Source organism: Salinicoccus kekensis (genome assembly GCF_900220995.1).
Classification (GTDB): Bacteria; Bacillota; Bacilli; order Staphylococcales; family Salinicoccaceae; genus Lacicoccus; species Lacicoccus kekensis.
Genome location: NZ_OBQF01000001.1, coordinates 75,088 through 91,346 on the forward strand (window position 1 = coordinate 75,088; position 16,259 = coordinate 91,346).

Here is a 16,259-nt window from a genome sequence, read left to right on the forward strand (position 1 = left end):
TGACGTGCTATGATGAATCTGAGAAAACTAGTTGAAAGATCGGTGTATGAAGATGAAGAAAAGAATCATCATTGTTATAGTAGGAATTATCCTGGTGATTGCGGCGGTATCCATTGCCGAGAGTTTCAACCACGGGCGGAGTGATGCACCGGAAAAGGCGGATGTGATCCTGATGCTCGGCGGCGGTGACGGGGGCAGGATGGTGAAGGCGGCGGAACTGTATCATGAAGGGTATTCCGAGTATGTCGTCATTTCACCTGCACTGGATGAATATTATACGCAGTCCGTGCAGTTTGCACTGGACCTCGGCATACCTGAGGGTGCAATTATTGAGGAATTGGTTGCAACGAGTACTTACACCAATGCGACAGAGACGATGGACATTATGGAGGCACATGATTTCCAGAGTGCGCTTGTGGTGACGAGCGATTACCATTTGAAGCGGTCGAAATTGATTTATGACCGTGTGAACAGCAATCATTATGACGATGTATTTGATTTTACATATGTCGCTGCACTCAGTGCGGACGGGGATCCGTGGTATGAACTGAGCTATGCGACTAATATCTGGTTCAGGGAGTATGTGAAAATGTGGGGATACCGGCTGGGGCTGTATCATTTCATAGATATTCCGGATGATGGGGATGCTCAAGTTTAGCCTGCAAGCACTCGTGGAGCGGACGAGTGCCTGTTAAACTTCCTGCAGGAACTCGTGGAGTGGACGAGTGCCTGTTAAACTTCTTGCAGGAACTCGTGAGCCGGACGAATACCTGTTAAACTTCCTGTAGGAACTCGTGAGCCGGACGAATACCTGTTACCCATAAAAAAGACCCTGAAATGGCCATGCCATCCCAGGGTCGATCTATTTCATCCAGTTTTAAGTGAATAGTGCCTTGACTTCAAGGTAGTCTTCAACACCGTACAGGCCGTTTTCGCGTCCGAGGCCGGATTGCTTGTAGCCGCCGAACGGGGCTTTCGGTGAGCGGTCACCACCGTTGACGAAGACGTTGCCGGTGCGGAGTTGTTTCGCAACTTTGAGTGCCGTATCGAAGTCTGGTCCGGTGACTGCACCGGAGAGGCCGTATACGGTATCGTTCGCAATTTCAATCGCATCGTCCTCATCTTCATATGGGATGACGGTGAGGACAGGTCCGAAGATTTCTTCCTGTGCGATGGTCATATCGTTCTTCGCATTCGTGAAGACGGTCGGTTCGACATAGTAGCCTTTCCTGTCGACTTTGCCGCCGCCGACGAGGACTTCCGCGCCTTCTTCCTTGCCTTTTTCGATATAATCGAGCACTGTTTCCATCTGGTTCTTGTCGACGAGCGGGCCGATATCGGTATCATAATCGGTCGGGTCGCCGATTTTCACGTCTTTGTAGTATTCCTTAATTCTTTCATTCACTTCATCGAGCTGGTCTTTCGGCACGAGCAGGCGGGTGAGGGCTGAACAGCTCTGGCCCTGGTTGTTGATGACGGTCTTCGCCGCTTGGTCGATCGCCTGGTCCAGGTCGCCGCCTTTCAGATAGACGAGCGGTGATTTTCCACCGAGTTCAAGTACGAGTTTCTTGATGTTCGAACCTGCGTTTTCATACATTTTCTGACCAACCGGAGTGGATCCTGTGAATGAAACGACGGATACATCTTCGTGTTTCGTCAAATAGTCGCCGAGGTCGCCGCCGCTTCCGGTCACCATATTGAACACACCGTCCGGCAGTCCGATTTCATCTATGATTTCAGTGAGGATCATGGCGGTGAGCGGTGTCAGGCTCGCCGGTTTCACGACGACGGTGTTGCCTGCAAGGAGTGCCGGGGTGATCTTCCTCTGAATCTGGTTCAGCGGGTAGTTCCACGGCGTGATGCACGCAACGACGCCGAAACCTTCCTTCTGGAGGATCGTGCCGTCGTCCATTTCCTCTTCGAACTTCAGCTTATCGAAATCATCCAGAGTCGCTTCCATCTCTTTCAGCGACAGCGGCACCTGGCCTTCTTCCGAGAACGTCTGCGAGTTGCCGAGTTCTGCGACCATCGTGTCAGCGAGTTCCTGTTTCTTCGCTTCGATGCCGTCCTTTATCTTTCTGACGTACTCTGCACGTTCTTTTGGAGATGTTTTATTCCATGCAGGGAATGCCTTTTTGGCTGCGGCCACCGCTTTATCAACGTCTTCGTGGCTGCCTTTCGGAACTTTTGCGATGATTTCCTCCGTCGCGGGATTCTCCACTTCGCTGTATTCGCCTGAGTCGGAATCCTGCCACTTGCCGTCGTAGTAAATTTGATACTCTTTCACAAAAATCTCCTCCTGAATATATGTTGAGTCGTAAATTCCGCTTGTTCTTAATCTACCCTTCACGCAGATTTAAAAAACATGACAGGATGCATATTCCATTTCTTTACAGGGTACAGTATAGAAAGTTTCCAGTTACATAATAAAGGTCACGAAAGAAGGGGTTGCCATGATCCAGTATAAAGTGTTGAACGAGTATCTCGACAACATCAATCTGCCGAAGACGATCGAAGAGGTGCTGTCACATAAGTATGAGCTGGAGGGGAAGGAATATGACTTCATGAATAGTGCGAACCAGTACCTTAAAGTTCATGAGAACTATGAGACATACAGAGGGAAGGATGCCCACTGCATGGGCACATGCCTCACCGACTTCACACGCGTCGGCATCTATTTCCTTCTGGAGGATGAGATCGTGACGGTCAATACCTCGACGCTGAACAAGTCCGACTTCAAATGGGAAGTCTTCCATTTTCCGTTCTCCGAAGTGGATGACCTTGAACTCCTCGTGATCGAGGGGATGACGGATCAGGACTATGAAGCGGGCATACTGTATTTCAAAGTCCAAAACGACAAAGGGGCACGTCGCACGCATGTGCTCCGTAACGTCAATCCGAGGCATTTCTACTGCTTTGAAAAATTTTACGACAATATAAAGAACAGCAGGAAAATTTCCGGTTCCTAATGATTTCATGCATATTATCTGTAAATTCGGGTAGAGTGGAAGACCAAGCGAATAGTAAAAGCCTAATATATAAATGAGAAAGCACAGCCTCCGCCGGCTGTGCTTTTTTGCATTCAGACGGGGTATAGGGGTAGTACATCAACTTTCAAAGGGGCGGTTCAAATGGTTTCAATATATTTTGCAGCGAAGAACACGATTTACAAGGCGGTTGAAGATGATGGATGGACGCTTCAGGAGATCGAGGGGCCGGAGGACATCCGGAGCGTCGCTTATGATGAAGTCTCCGGACGGCTGTATGCCGGCACTTTCAATAAAGGACTCCACGCAAGTGACGACGGCGGTAATTCGTGGCAGCAGTGTGGTGCAGACGTGCTGCATCCAAGGGTGATGAGCCTTGCCGTGAGCAGGACCGAACAGCTCGGTGAATTCAGTGTGATATGGGCGGGGACGGAGCCGAGCATGCTGTACCGTTCGGAGGACGGCGGCATGACGTGGACCGATTCGCCGGCACTGCTGGAACTCCCTTCCGAGCCGGAATGGAGTTTCCCGCCAAGGCCTGAAACGCATCATGTGCGGACAATCCAGCTGGACCTCCATGAAGCGGGACGGATTTTCGTCGGCATAGAACTCGGCGGCGTGATGAGGAGTAATGACAATGGCAAGTCCTGGGAGGACCGGAAGCCCGGGTCGCACCATGACAGCCACTCCCTCGAGGCGCACCCGTATGTGGCAGGCCGGATTTACGAAGCGGCGGGCGAAGGGTTCGCGGAAAGCAAAGACGGCGGTGATACTTGGGAGAAGTTCAATGAAGGGCTTGGCGGATACACTTACATGGTGGATGTTGCGGCAGACCCGGGGAATCCGGATACATTGCTCGCCTCGGTCGCCAATGGGCCTTACCAGGCATATCTGCCGGAACGGGCGCATACCCGTATAGCGCGCAGGACGGGTGAAGGCGGATGGACATTCATCGATGACGGCCTGCCGGAGCCGGACGGTTCATCAGTTTTTGCACTTTTGACGGATGATACGCAGAAGGGTGTATTCTACGCGTTGAACAACACTGGACTCTATATTTCAAAAGATGCCGGGATGTCGTTCAAAAAGGCTGAAATGGATTGGCCGAAGGCCCTTGAAAACTTGCGAATCATCGATGCGGTCCTTGTGAATTGACGGCTTTATAGTTTATATGGTTTCCGCATGGGTAAAAGTGTAGAAATGGACTGTTTAAATGTTCAGTAAATTTCAATATGGAGCTGATATTTGTGAAAGTCAAAAACCCCATCCCACGTGACAAAGGCGTCGACAACACACTCGATCTAATGCAGGAAGGGTTCAATTTCATACCCGACCGCAGGAAAGAACTGGAGTCCGACATATTTAAGACGCGCCTGCTCGGTAGGAAAGCGATCTGCATCGCCGGGGAGGAAGCGGCTGAAATATTCTACGATGAATCGAAGTTCAAGCGTAAAGGTGCCATGCCGAAACCTTTGAAGAGCTCGCTGCTCGGTGAAGGCGGCGTCCACGGCCTGGATGGTGAAGACCACAGGCAGCGCAAGCGGATGATCCTGTCCATGATGACGCCGGAACGGCTGGAGGACATGAAGCGGATTGCCGTGGAGGAACTGGATAAAAGGGCGGCGGAATGGGAAAATCAGTCCGAAGTCGTGATACTCGATGAGATACAGAAAGTGTTCGGCGTCACCGGCATGCGCTGGGCGGGGCTCCCGCTTGAAGGGGAGGACATCGAGCAGAGAGTCGACGAGCTTGTGGACATGGTCGACTTCGGCGGTTCGGATGTTGCGAGGACGGCTGCGAGTTTCACGTCGGGCATGGCATCGAGGAAAAGCCATGAAAAATGGCTGAAGCAGCTCATCAAGAAAGTGCGTGCCGGCAAACTCGATGCACACCCGAGCACACCGCTCTACATTGTGGCGCACCATACCGAAAATGACGGCAAGCCGCTCGATCTGCATTCGGCGGCGGTGGATCTGAACAATGCCTACCGGCCGCTGATTGCAGCCGCTTATTTTGTCGCGTTCGGCCTGCTCGCGATCCATGAGCATCCGGGCGTCGGGGAGAAGTTGAAATCCGATAAGTCCTACAGCAAGATGTTCACCCAGGAAGTGCGCCGCTATTATCCTTTCGCACCGGCGATGGTCGCAAAAGTGAAGAACAAATTTGAATGGAAGGGCCATAAGTTCAAGAAGAACCGTATGGTCATACTCGACCTGTTCGGCACGAACCGGCATCCCGATGCATGGGAGGACCCTGATGAATTCAAGCCGGAGCGTTTCAGGGACTGGGACGAGAGTCCGTTCGCGTTTGTGCCGCAGGGCGGCGGTGACTTTTATGCCGGCCACCGCTGTGCAGGCGAATGGCTCACAGTCATGGTCATGCGCTCCACATTCGAATACATCACCAAATCAATGACCTACGACGTGCCGAACCAGGATCTGGAGTATGATATGACGAGGATCCCGGCCTTCCCGAAAAGCGGTTTCATCATCAACAATGTGAAGCGCACCGGTGTTGCGGCCGAAGATCTGAAGATGGACGAGCAGAGTCCGACCGTGGTGAAGCACAGCGCTGAATAAGGTGGAGCTGAGACATAACTTTATATGAAAAAATGAATCCGTACGTTTGCTTTCCTGGGGCATCGCGCAAGCCTGTAGTCTTGCGCAGATGCTGTTCCCCTGGGAGTCAAACGTACGGATTTTTCGTCTCATTCATTCAATTTATAATTTTTTAAGGACTTAGGTGCCAGCCCCTTTTCATTTTATATCCGGCTGATCATCTGTTCATTCATCTCCGAGAATTTCTCGTTATGGCTGGAGACGATGGCTTCATCCGCCGCTTCGCCGCCGCTGATGTACTGCTTCGCAAAATTTGCGGCCATCGCCGCTTCCGGGAAGCAGCTCGCAATCAGATGCACCCGGTTGTCGTAGGTGATCTGGTCGCCGCACGCATAAAGACCCGGGATGCCGGTGCCGACGGTGTTCTCGGTCTCAATCATCTGATGTTCGTTCATAGGAAGATTTTGCCCAAGCCTTTTGACGAATTCACAGTCGGCATCGAAGCCATGGTTGATGACGACGGCATCGGTTTTGATTTCAGTGCCGTCGGAGAGTCTCACACTTTGAATTTCATCCTGGCTGCTGTTCGGCGTGAGCTTATCGATCGCAGCACCCTTGACCACACGGACGCCTTTCTCATCGAGCTTTCCGACCATCGCCTCATGTCCCTTCAATTCACTTTTCCGGCAGACGAGCGTGACGGAGCCTGCGATGCCGCTCAAGTCATGCGCCCAGTCGACTGCGGTGTTGCCACCGCCGGAGATGAGAATTTCTTTATTCTTAAAAGACTTCAAATCCTTCACCGTATAATACAGGTTCGACATTTCAAACTTCTCGGCACCGTCGATATCGAGTTTCACGGGTGAGTAGATGCCGAGGCCGGTTGCGATGATGACGGATTTTGATGTGAAACCGCCGATTGAAGTCTCGGTCTTGAAGATATCCCCTTCCTTTGTAATATCGTGGCACGTCGTGCTTGTGGAGACGTCGGGGCCGAAAGTATACGCCTGTTCGATCAGCTGGCGGACGATTGCGTCCCCCGTATTCGCCGGCATGCCGCCGATATCCCATATGAACTTCTCCCTGTATATGTTGAGCTTGCCGCCGAGTTCCGCGTGATGCTCAATCAGTTTCACCGACATGCCGCGGAGGCCTGCGTAAAATGCAGCGTAAAGGCCGGCCGGGCCGCCACCGACGATCAGCGTGTCATAAACTCTCATTTATATTTCCCCTTTTGGATTGTATTTTCACTTAATATGTTTTATTATAACTACATTGAGAATGATTATCAATTGATAATCAGCGCTTAAATAAAAAATCAGGGAAGTGTGTACATATGAATAGATTTGGTCTTTTATTTGCAGGTATCATTTTTGCCTCGCTGCTCGCGGCATGCGGCGGGGAAGCGACGGGTGACGATGACGGCGGCACTGCCGAAATGCGGGAGTATACGACGGATGCGGGGGAGACGATTGAAATCCCTGCAGAGCCGGAACGCATCGTCGTCATGGCATCAAGCTACTTCGGCAATTTCAAGCATCTTGATGCGAACATGGTCGGGGCGCATACGGTCGTCACGCAGAGTGAAGTGCTTGAGCCGATGACCGAAGATGTTGAGATGATCGAGGAGGGGAACATCGAACAGATCATGAACCTCGATCCGGACCTGATCATCGCTTTTGAAACGGATGAGAATCTTGAGAAGTATGAAACGGTGGCACCGACGATTCCGGTGCAGTATGAAAAATGGAATTACCTGGACATCCATGAGGAGTTCGGCAGCATCACAGGCAACGAAGAGGCGGCTTCTGAGTGGATGGCTGAATGGGAAAGCAAGCTTGCTGAAGACAGGGCGGCCGTTGAAGAAGCGGTCGGCACCGACGTGAGTGCAAGCGTGATCGAGCAGTATGCGAAGGACATCTACGTTTACGGCACGAACTGGGGCCGCGGCACGGAAATTATCTATCAGGAACTCGGCCTGGATGTGCCGGAAGCGGTCGAAGCGGATGTTGTCGAGACGGGCTGGAAGAACATCTCGGCTGAAGAGATCGACAAGTATGCGGGTGACTTCATGTTCGTCGGCACGGGGGATTCCGGGGCGGACAATGCATACCGCGACACCAATGTATGGAAAGAGCTCGATGCGGTGCAGAATAACCGCGTGATCGAGTTTGATTCACCGACTTTCTACTATAATGATCCGTATTCACTTGAGCATCAGCGGGAATTCATCGTGGATGCGCTGACCGAATAAATACAGGCAGGTGGTTGTATGACCAGTGTGACGATTGAAAATATGGATTTGACGATCGATAAGAAGGATATATTGAAGAACATCAACCTGGAGCTCATGAGCGGTAAGATCACGACAATCATCGGACCGAACGGCTGCGGCAAATCGACGCTTTTGAAGACGGTGTCGAACATCATCCAGGCGGGTGAGGGATCGGTCTACATCAACGACCTCGACATCCGCCGCATGAAATCGAAGGCACTCGCGAAGAAGGTCGCGATACTTTCGCAGAAGAACCGGCTGCAGTATGACTTGAAGGTGCGCGACCTTGTGAGCTTCAGCAGATATCCGTACCTGCGCAGGTTCCAGGGGCTCACTGCTGACGATCACAAAATCATCGACTGGGCGCTCCGGGAAACGGGTGCGGATGAATTCAGCGGCCGGATGATGAGCGAGCTGTCCGGCGGCCAGGCGCAGCGCGTGTGGATCAGTCTGCTCCTTGCCCAGGGGTCGGACGTGCTGTTGCTCGACGAACCGACGACCTACCTCGATATCCACCATCAGCTGGAGACATTGAACATTATTCGGGATTTGAATAAAAAGACCCGTCAGACGGTCGTGATGGTTCTGCATGACATCAACCAGGCGCTGAAGTATTCGGATGAAATCGTCGTGATGAACCGCGGTGAGATCGTGAGATGCGGCACACCGGCGGATGTCCTGACGAATGACATACTGAATGAAGTCTTCAACATCAACGGCAGGATCACAACGGACCCGGTCACGGGGAAACCGGTGCTCTCGGACTATGAGCTGTTCTGCCGGACGGTGAACGGGCGGGCACTTTAAATGAAAGATGGCTGGCTGGTTCTCCTTCTATGCATTTTCGTCGGCGTATCCTTCTTTGCCGCCATGATGTTCGGGGTCGAGAATTACTCGTTAGGTAAAGTGGTGGACACCCTGTCTCCGGGCGGTGAGCTTGACCGGGCCGGCGGCATCCTTTATGAGATCCGCCTGCCGAGGGTCGTTGCCGCGTTCCTGGCGGGACTGATGATCAGCATTTCAGGCCTCATCATGCAGACGGTCACGCATAATGATCTGAGCGAGCCGAGCATACTCGGCGTGAACGCGGGCGCGAATTTCGCGATTGTCGCAGCGACGCTCGTGCTTCCGGTATTGTCTTTTGCAGCGATGCTTACAGCGGGGTTTCTCGGCGGGCTCGTGGTCGGCGTGATCATTTTATTCGTGACACGATTCAGGTCCCCGATCCACCTTATACTTGCGGGTGCGGGGATTTCACTGTTTTTATATGCCGTGACGGATTTCCTCGTGATCACGAACAACCTCGGCCAGTATCTTGCTTTCTTCACGAGCGGCGGTGCGGCCGGGGTATCACTTGGACAGCTTGGGGTGATCGCCCCGGTTGCGGCCGTGGTGATCGTGATATTATATGTACTGTCAAAAGAGCTCGATGTGTTTTTATTCGGCGAGGAGATGGCGGCCTCGCTCGGGCAGAACCAGCGTATGTACCAGGTGATCACGCTTGTATGTGCGGTGCTGCTTGCATCGATGAGTGTCGCGATCGTCGGGAACGTCGTGTTCCTCGGCCTGCTTGTCCCGCATATCGTGAAGATGATTGCAGGGTACATGCACCGCTGGACGATTCTTTATACGGGGCTTTTCGGCGGGGCGCTGTTCATGCTGTCGGATATGGCGGCGCGGATGCTGAATGAAACGCCGGTCAACGCCATCATCGCGATGATCGGACTGCCGTTCTTCATCTACATCATCAGGACGCGGGGGCGGAAATATGCGTAATCCTTTGAAATTGGTCATCATTACCGTACTGCTCCTGGTGACCGTCGTTTTGACGCTCGTCACCGGCACGTTCAGCTTGAGCCCCGGCGATCTTTTGGATTTAATTATGGGCCGGGCCGGGGCGGATGTGAATCTCGTGTTTTACGAATTCAGGATGCCCCGCGTTATTATCACCATTCTCTGCGGCGCGGCACTCGCCTTAAGCGGATTGATTCTTCAGGTGATCTCAAGGAATCCGCTCGCCGACCCCGGCATCATCGGTGTCAATGCGGGAAGCGGGTTCGGGGTTGTGCTGTTCCTCATGTTCGTAAGCGTCGGGGGCAGCAACAACCTGTATGCACTGCCGGTGATGAGCTTCATCGCGGGGCTCATCACGGTACTTCTGGTGTTCGTGCTCTCTTTCGTGCGCGGCAGCTTCAACAGCAACATGTTCATACTGATCGGGATCGCGGTTGCGATGGGGGTGACGGGCTTTTTGTACGTCTTCACCTCAACGTTCGATGACAGGCAGATGACGATGCTGAACCAGTATCTCGCCGGGAACATCTGGGGGGACACATGGGCATTCGTCGTGGTCATACTCCCGTACATCTTAGTGGTTTCCGTCTTCGCCTGGATGAAAATCAATGAAATGGCCATGCTGAACCTGGAGGATGATACACTCCGCGGGCTCGGCATGAACGTGAACGTCGAAAAGGTGCTCCTGATCATCTGTGCGGCGATGCTCTCAAGCGTTGCGGTCAGTGTCGCCGGTGCCATCAGCTTCATCGGCCTGATCGCGCCGCATATCGCAAGACTTTTATTCAAAGTGGAAATGAAATTCGTCTTCATCGGCACGCTCGGAATCGGGGCGCTGCTGCTCAGCGTCTCCGACCTTATCGGCAAGCTCCTGCTTGCACCATTGATCATTCCGGCGGGGATTGTCGTCGCACTGATCGGCGGACCGTACTTCATATATCTCCTTATGACGGCGCGGAAAGTATAAACTTTCCCGCTGTTTTTTCATGTCTCCGGTTATAGTATGATGTAAACGGGGTATAAGAAGTTAATCAAATTTATTGGGAGTTGGAATCATGCAGAAAAGTATAAGTGGAATAGAGAGGCAGGAGCTTGACAACACAATGTCGAAGCGCTTCATATGGGCTGTGGCCTACGGCTCGTCCATCGGCTGGGGTGCCTTCATACTGCCGGGCGACTGGCTGAATTCATCGGGCACACTCGGTGCAACGCTCGGAATCACCATCGGGGGGCTCCTGATGCTGATCATCGCCGTGGCGTACGGTGCACTGACCGCAAAATTCCCGGTCTCGGGCGGGGAGTTCGCCTTCACCTACGCAGGTTTTGGAAAATATTTCAGTTTCATCGCTTCATGGTTTCTCGTGCTCGGTTACATATGTATCGTCGCCCTGAACGCGAGTGCATTCAGTCTTTTATTCAAATTCGTACTGCCGGATGTCCTCGAAGTCGGCTACCTGTATACGATCGCCGGCTGGGATGTCTACATTATGGAAGTGATTTTATCCACGCTGATACTTGTGATTTTCGCCTACATTTCATCGAAAGGATCGGGGTTATCCGGTAACCTGCAGTTCATTTTCTGCCTGTTCATGGGGCTCGTCGTTGCAGGATTGTTCGCAGCATCATTCTTTGCAGGGGACTTTTCGTTTGATAATGCACAGCCGTTGTTCAACGCCGAAAACGGCGTTTGGACATCAATCATCCTGATTGTCGCAATTGCACCGTGGATGTACGTCGGTTTCGATAACATCCCGCAGGCGGCGGAGGAATTCAAGTTCCCGGCCGAGAAGACGTTCAAGCTGATCGTTTTCGGCATCATCGCTTCAATTCTGACGTATGTTGCGATGATCCTCATCACTTCATGGATCTATGCTGATCAGAACGCAATCGACGGCGCGATGTGGGTGACTGGTTCCGTCATCAATTCATCGATGGGCGGCATCGGCATGACGCTGCTTGCGTTCGCGATTTCATTCGGGGTGTTCACGGGGCTGAACGGGTTTTATTTATCCTCATCACGCCTGATTTTCGCCCTCGGACGTGCGAATTTCGTACCTGAAATCTTTGCGAAGATCCACCCGAAGAATAAAACCCCGTATATTGCGGTTTGGTTCGTCCTGATCGTGACGCTCGCGGCCCCTTGGCTCGGGCGTACGGCACTGAGCTGGATCGTGGACATGTCCTCGGTCGGCGTATCGATCGCATTCCTTGCGACCAGCCTGGTGGCGGTGAAATTCTTCAGGAACGGCGTGGAGAAGAACATGGTCTATACGGTCTTCGGCGTGCTCGGTGCGATCATCTCGGTCGTGTTCCTGGTGCTGCTGCTCTATCCGGGATCGCCGGCATCACTGTCCGTGCCGTCCTACATCGCACTCGGTGCATGGATATTGCTCGGCGCAATATTCTTCATGACACAGTTTAAGAAGATTAATGCGATGACCAAGGAAGAGCTGGACTTCCTGATATTGAAACAGGATAACGGTAAAAAAGAATAGGTTGATGAGTTGAGCGCCTGCGGGCGCTCTTTTTGTTGGAAAATTTAGGGGAGAGAGTGGTTAACAGGCACTCGTGGGCGTGACGAATACCTAATGGGATTTCTGCAGGAACTCGTGGACGTGACGAGTACCTATTAAAGCTTCCATCACATGTTCGCGCGGGTCACGAGCATGCGCAGGGGAGGAATGGATCATTCGACAATGACTGATGACTGTTTCCGTTCGCAGCATACCTGGTTGCGGCCGAGTTTTTTGGCGATGTAGAGGTGTTCATCGGCCAGCCTGTAGAGGTCAGCGATTGATTTAACCTGGGAGGGGTAGGTTGCGACACCGATCGAGGTGGTGAGTGTGATGATATCGTCATCGACTTTCACCTTAAGGGACTCGATGGCGGCGCGTACCCGCTCGGCCATCTCCACAGCACCATTCAGGTCGGCATCCCTCACCATGACGGCGAATTCCTCGCCGCCGACGCGGGCAATCGTCTCTTTTACGGTGCAGGTTTTCTTCAATGCGTCGGCGGTCGCCTTGAGTACGGCATCGCCTGCAGGATGGCCGTAAGTGTCGTTGATACTTTTAAAGTGGTCGATATCCAGCATCAGAAGGGCGGATTCCTTAGTCGTATCGACCTGTTTGATGACTTCATCGAATGAGCGGCGGTTCAAAAGTCCCGTCAGGCCGTCATGGGTGGCCTGAGTCGAAAGAAGGCGGACATTCTTCACGAATTCCTGCTGATAGCGGATGATGCCGATCCCGGTGAGCAGGCTGACCGTTGTAAGCGTGAGATATAAGGCGGTCGTGCTGACTGCGAATGGAATTTCCCCGCTGATCCAGTAGATGTGCAGAAAGAAGAAGAAGGCCAGGACGACGAGTGATGACAGCCCTTTCAACTCCACTCTTGAACCCTTGTACAGCGTCTCGATGATGATGAAGAGGATGCCGACCCATATATAGGTTTCGATGGGAAAGATGAGCGAATGGTAGGGGAGGGCATAAATCCAGATTCCGAACATGACTGCACCGATGATGAAGGAAACCCTGCCGCTGTATACCAGGCAAATCAGGAGTGCCGTGATTCCAAGACCGAAAGTGATATCGAACTGCGTCTCAATTGCGTAAAAACTCAATATGATGGCCATAAATCCGCTGACGGTTCCACTCAGCACTTTTTCACGGGTCGTGCTCATCATGGCGAAGCCGAGCCGCCATTTTATCTGATAATAAATGTACTGTAATGCAATCAGGACACACACCAGGGTGAACATCTGCAGGAACAAGGCAAACGCCTCCTAAAAAATTTTATGCAAAATATTATGTAATGGCTTACAAAACCAGTATAAAGGTGTAATATGATAATATCAATACATTAAAACACCTGAGGTGATATATTGTCTGAAAACACAGTTAATATTCATATTGTCGAATCCGATAAACTGTTCATGAAAGTCCTGCTGCGCACAATCGGGGATATTGAAACCGGCCACGATATCCGCATCCATTCCCATAACGACGGATTTGCCTTTATGGAGGACGCCCGGAAGTCGGGCGGACGCACCATATACATCATCAATGATGTCCTGCCGAAGAAGAGCGGCATCGAGCTTGCGAAATATATCCGTACATACGATAAGACCGGGGTCATTTATTTCATGACACGGGCGAACACTGAAGCGGATATGATTTATGCGGTCAACGCCGGCGTGGACAACTATTTCACCAAACCGTTCAACCTAGGGCTCTTCCAGGCGCTCGTCAGACGCCGGATTATCCGGGGTGATCTCGCATGACACTCACGGAAATCGTCTGGACGATCATCATTGTGCTCGCCGTACTGCTCGCTTTGCTCATCGGCATCACCATCTGGCGCGCAGTCTACCGCGAGAAGCGCCGGGAGGCGGTGGATGCATATATCGAAGATCATTTTGATGCCTGGTTCGACCATCTGTACTACGGGGCGCCGGCGCCCGAATACGACCGTAGCAAGCGCCATCAGCGCATGGCGATCGAACGGATTTTCTCCTCATTCCTGCATAACGGCCATTCTGAGGAAATAAAAAAGCGCATCTCCGAATATGCACAGGAGAATTTTTCTGCGGATTACAGGCGTGAGCTGAAGTCGCCGCTCTGGGCACACAGGGTGAATGCGCTGACGAGGCTTTCCGATTTCGGGGTGTCGGGATTTACGGATTTCCATGATGACCGCCGGATTGCCCGCATGACACGCTTTGAGTTCTTCCGTTACCTGATCTATTTGTCCCATTTCGACATGAACGCCTTCAGGACGAAGTTCCTGGCCAAGAAGGATTTGACGGAATATGACTATAAGAAAATCTTCACACGGCTCGACGATGACCGGATATACAATATCCAGTCGCTCTATGCCGTGATGCCGGATGCCGGCAAGTATGCATATATCGACCGGCTTTCCCGTACGGGGAACCTTCATGCCGGCAGGTGGCTGGAATCACTGCTTGAAGATGACAATGCCGAGATCAGGATCCGCACGCTGAAGGCGGTCCAGACGCGCGGCATCATCGAGGATCCGGCACGCTACATGAAGTGCTTCACATCAAACGTCTGGACGGAGCGCATGCTCGTCTGCCGGATCGCCCCCTATATCGGTGATGGGAGCATCGAGGGCTTGAGAAAATGTGCGGCGGATCCGCATCCGCTTGTGCGGAGTGCGGCCCTCGGGTCATTGAAATATTTCCAGCCGGCGGTCATGAATCAGGGGGTGGCGGAATGATGGGCACCATCACGGATATATTAGGAATCTTGATCATCGCCTATATGCTGCTTGTAATCGTGTTTTATATTTTTATGATGGCGGTGGCTTACTTCACACTGGCACGTGAGAAACGGCTCGACCAGGATGCGCTTGAAGATGAGATGCAGATGAACATCTTCACAAAGCCCGTCTCCATTCTGGTGCCGGCATACAACGAGGAGCTCGGCATCATCGAATCGATGCACTCGCTGATCACGCTCAGATACCCGGAAACGGAGATTATCATCATCGATGACGGTTCGAAGGACCGTACGTCCGAAGTCGTCATGGAAGCGTTCAAAATGACACCTTCCGACAGGACGCCGCAGGCCGACCTCAAGACGGCGCGCGTGACGGCCGTCCACCGTTCGACGCTCCATCCGAACGTCTTCCTCATCCAGAAGGAGAACGGCGGCAAGGCGGATGCACTGAATGCAGGCATCAACTATGCACGCTATCCGTATTTCTGCTCGATCGACGGAGACTCAATATTGGACAGGAACTCGCTGCTCCGCGTCATGCAGCCGATCATCACATCCGACGGCCAGGTCGTTGCAGCAGGCGGCAACGTCCGCATCGCAAACGGCAACGACATCCACTTCGGTGCGATGGAACCCCGGGCGCTCGGCAACCATCCGATGGTGCTGATGCAGATCGTCGAGTATCTGCGCGCGTTCATGCTCGGGCGCATCTTCTTCAGCCGCTTCAACATGGTGCTGATCGTCTCCGGCGCCTTCAGCATCTTCAATAAACGGATCGTCATCGATGTCGGCGGGTATTCCGCGGATGTCATCGGCGAGGATATGGAACTCGTTGTGAAGGTCCACGGCTGGATACGTGAAAATGGATCGGACGAACGGATTGAATTCGTGCCGGACCCCGTGTGCTGGACGGAGGCGCCGACGTCAGCGAAAGTGCTGAGAAGGCAGCGGCGCCGCTGGGCGCAGGGGCTGTTCGAGAGCCTTTGGAGGCACAAATATATGGCGCTCAATCCGAAATACGGCCGCATCGGTTTCATCGCGATGCCGTATTTCTGGCTCTTTGAGGCATTCGGCGCACTCGTCGAATTCGCGGGTTACGCATACATCATCATCGCGTTCCTGACCGGCACGCTCAATACGGAGATCGCGGCGCTCCTGCTGCTCACATTCGTCGTCTACGGCTCCATCTTCTCGACATTGTCGCTCATGATCGAGTCATGGACGACGCACAACAACGCAAAACCGAAGAGCATACTGAAGCTCGTCGCGATGTCACTCAGCGAATCATTCTGGTACCGCCCGATGATGATACTCTTCAGGCTGGAAGGCATGGTGCGCTTCTTCACCAAGAAACAGGAGTGGGGCAATATGGAGCGTAAAGGTCTCGGCAGAGGTACATGAT

The 16,259-nt window shown here is 52.6% G+C and carries 15 protein-coding genes; 12 read left to right on the forward strand and 3 right to left on the reverse strand.

Going from position 1 to position 16,259, the window contains the following annotated elements; genetic code table 11:
• Positions 1 to 52: 52 nt before the first annotated feature.
• The gene (locus tag CRN96_RS00335; protein ID WP_097038035.1) at positions 53 to 658 is read left to right on the forward strand and encodes a YdcF family protein; all 606 of its coding nucleotides are present in this window, start codon (positions 53 to 55) and stop codon (positions 656 to 658) included.
• A gap of 219 nt (positions 659 to 877) precedes the next feature.
• On the opposite strand, the gene CRN96_RS00340 is transcribed toward CRN96_RS00335, so the two are convergent.
• A complete protein-coding gene (locus tag CRN96_RS00340) occupies positions 878 to 2,287 on the reverse strand; it encodes an aldehyde dehydrogenase family protein (protein ID WP_097038036.1) in 1,410 nt (469 codons plus the stop codon).
• A 166-nt stretch (positions 2,288 to 2,453) separates the two neighbouring features.
• On the opposite strand from CRN96_RS00340, the gene CRN96_RS00345 reads away from it, so the two are divergent.
• The 3 genes from CRN96_RS00345 to CRN96_RS00355 all read left to right on the forward strand — a co-directional run bounded on the left by CRN96_RS00345 (position 2,454) and on the right by CRN96_RS00355 (position 5,566).
• Positions 2,454 to 2,969: a hypothetical protein gene (locus CRN96_RS00345; protein WP_245844502.1), complete on the forward strand. Its 516-nt coding sequence runs from the start codon at positions 2,454 to 2,456 to the stop codon at positions 2,967 to 2,969.
• A gap of 162 nt (positions 2,970 to 3,131) precedes the next feature.
• Complete coding sequence (locus tag CRN96_RS00350; RefSeq protein WP_097038037.1) at positions 3,132 to 4,142, forward strand: WD40/YVTN/BNR-like repeat-containing protein; 1,011 nt, start codon at positions 3,132 to 3,134, stop codon at positions 4,140 to 4,142.
• A 77-nt stretch (positions 4,143 to 4,219) separates the two neighbouring features.
• On the forward strand, positions 4,220 to 5,566 hold the full coding sequence (locus tag CRN96_RS00355; RefSeq protein WP_245844503.1) for a cytochrome P450: 1,347 nt from the start codon (positions 4,220 to 4,222) through the stop codon (positions 5,564 to 5,566).
• Between the two features lie 182 nt (positions 5,567 to 5,748).
• Here the strand turns inward: CRN96_RS00355 and CRN96_RS00360 are convergent, their stop codons facing one another.
• On the reverse strand, positions 5,749 to 6,765 hold the full coding sequence (locus CRN96_RS00360) for an NAD(P)/FAD-dependent oxidoreductase (protein ID WP_097038038.1): 1,017 nt from the start codon (positions 6,763 to 6,765) through the stop codon (positions 5,749 to 5,751).
• A 116-nt stretch (positions 6,766 to 6,881) separates the two neighbouring features.
• Between CRN96_RS00360 and CRN96_RS00365 the strand changes: the two genes are divergently transcribed.
• From CRN96_RS00365 to CRN96_RS00385, 5 genes are all read left to right on the forward strand, one after another.
• Complete coding sequence (locus tag CRN96_RS00365; RefSeq protein ID WP_097038039.1) at positions 6,882 to 7,799, forward strand: ABC transporter substrate-binding protein; 918 nt, start codon at positions 6,882 to 6,884, stop codon at positions 7,797 to 7,799.
• A gap of 18 nt (positions 7,800 to 7,817) precedes the next feature.
• Positions 7,818 to 8,627: an ABC transporter ATP-binding protein gene (locus CRN96_RS00370; protein WP_097038040.1), complete on the forward strand. Its 810-nt coding sequence runs from the start codon at positions 7,818 to 7,820 to the stop codon at positions 8,625 to 8,627.
• The gene (locus CRN96_RS00375) at positions 8,628 to 9,596 is read left to right on the forward strand and encodes a FecCD family ABC transporter permease (protein WP_097038041.1); all 969 of its coding nucleotides are present in this window, start codon (positions 8,628 to 8,630) and stop codon (positions 9,594 to 9,596) included.
• Positions 9,589 to 10,581: a FecCD family ABC transporter permease gene (locus CRN96_RS00380; RefSeq protein ID WP_097038042.1), complete on the forward strand. Its 993-nt coding sequence runs from the start codon at positions 9,589 to 9,591 to the stop codon at positions 10,579 to 10,581. Before CRN96_RS00375 ends, CRN96_RS00380 begins: the two co-directional genes overlap by 8 nt.
• Positions 10,582 to 10,669: 88 nt before the next feature.
• Positions 10,670 to 12,109: an APC family permease gene (locus CRN96_RS00385; RefSeq protein ID WP_097038043.1), complete on the forward strand. Its 1,440-nt coding sequence runs from the start codon at positions 10,670 to 10,672 to the stop codon at positions 12,107 to 12,109.
• Between the two features lie 191 nt (positions 12,110 to 12,300).
• On the opposite strand, the gene CRN96_RS00390 is transcribed toward CRN96_RS00385, so the two are convergent.
• Positions 12,301 to 13,386 carry a GGDEF domain-containing protein gene (locus CRN96_RS00390; RefSeq protein WP_097038044.1) on the reverse strand — a complete coding sequence of 362 codons (1,086 nt, stop codon included), beginning with the start codon at positions 13,384 to 13,386 and terminating at the stop codon, positions 12,301 to 12,303.
• A gap of 111 nt (positions 13,387 to 13,497) precedes the next feature.
• Between CRN96_RS00390 and CRN96_RS00395 the strand changes: the two genes are divergently transcribed.
• Genes CRN96_RS00395 through CRN96_RS00405 form a run of 3 tightly spaced genes read left to right on the forward strand, consistent with a single transcriptional unit; the run spans position 13,498 to position 16,258 of the window.
• Positions 13,498 to 13,896 carry a response regulator gene (locus CRN96_RS00395; RefSeq protein WP_097038045.1) on the forward strand — a complete coding sequence of 133 codons (399 nt, stop codon included), beginning with the start codon at positions 13,498 to 13,500 and terminating at the stop codon, positions 13,894 to 13,896.
• Positions 13,893 to 14,855, forward strand: coding sequence for a hypothetical protein (locus tag CRN96_RS00400; RefSeq protein ID WP_097038046.1), 963 nt, complete (start codon positions 13,893 to 13,895; stop codon positions 14,853 to 14,855). The genes CRN96_RS00395 and CRN96_RS00400 overlap by 4 nt, the downstream gene beginning before the upstream one ends.
• Positions 14,852 to 16,258 (forward strand): glycosyltransferase family 2 protein, encoded by a 1,407-nt coding sequence (locus CRN96_RS00405; protein WP_342745129.1) that lies wholly within the window; start codon positions 14,852 to 14,854, stop codon positions 16,256 to 16,258. The genes CRN96_RS00400 and CRN96_RS00405 overlap by 4 nt, the downstream gene beginning before the upstream one ends.
• Position 16,259 lies beyond the last annotated feature (1 nt).